Annotated in this window: 1 protein-coding gene; it reads left to right on the top strand. The window is 41.7% G+C overall.

Annotation, left to right across the window (positions count from 1 at the left end; all coding sequences use genetic code 11):
* Positions 1-830: BspA family leucine-rich repeat surface protein (locus tag A5875_RS10645; RefSeq protein WP_176244658.1), on the top strand; the 830-nt coding region annotated here is incomplete at both ends.

The raw sequence follows: 830 nt of genomic DNA, 5'->3' as shown, positions 1-830 counted from the left end.
TGTAGTGAGTTGAAAGACTTAAATTTATCCGGCTGGAATACAAGCCAAGTTCAGGATATGAGCTATATGTTTAGTGGGTGTATTCAGTTGCAAGACCTAAACTTATCCGGCTGGAATACGAGTCAAGTTCAGGATATGAAACGAATGTTTTTATTCAGCGACAACCTTTCAACATTGACACTGTCTTCATACTTTGAGTTTAAAAATGATACTGGCTTACGTGGGCTTCTTGATGCGGACTCTCGTTGGGTGAAGGATGATTCTGCCGCAATGTATGATTCAACAGAGGCTTTCATTGCAGCGCATAATGACTTGGCTGAGACAGCAACAAATCATACTTATAAGATTAAGACTTTAGATAATCCTACTGCTGAGGGATGGGGGTTTGATGATAAAGGAAGCTATATGGAGATTACCTCTTACAATGGTGATCCGCCCCATATCACCGTTCCGGCGAAGATTTATGGGAAACCAGTGGAAATTGATTTGGGAACTGTGTTGAAAAATCAGATGGCTAATAAGACTGAGGCGGTAACGCAAACCTTCAAGATTGAATCGGCTGGTGAAGGGGAGACGCCTGTTAAGCTGGTAGGGACGTTTAAGGATTTGTTTGCTCGTCCGTCGGGTAGTGGCGGGTATACTCCTAATACCACACTCACCTCTGCGGATTTTGGGAATGCAGATTGTTCGGAAATTCAGGATATGAGCTATATGTTTTGTTTGTGTAATACGTTGAAAGACTTGAACGTAACTGGTTGGAATACGAGTCAAGTTCAGGATATGAGCTATATGTTTTTTTCCTGTGATCTGTTGAAAGATTTGAACGTAAC

It is taken from the genome of Enterococcus sp. 3H8_DIV0648, from assembly GCF_002140655.1.
Lineage (GTDB): Bacteria > Bacillota > Bacilli > Lactobacillales > Enterococcaceae > Enterococcus_A > Enterococcus_A hulanensis.
The sequence above is the reverse complement of the archived record's forward strand: the minus strand, read 5'-3'. Positions and strand labels throughout refer to the sequence as shown.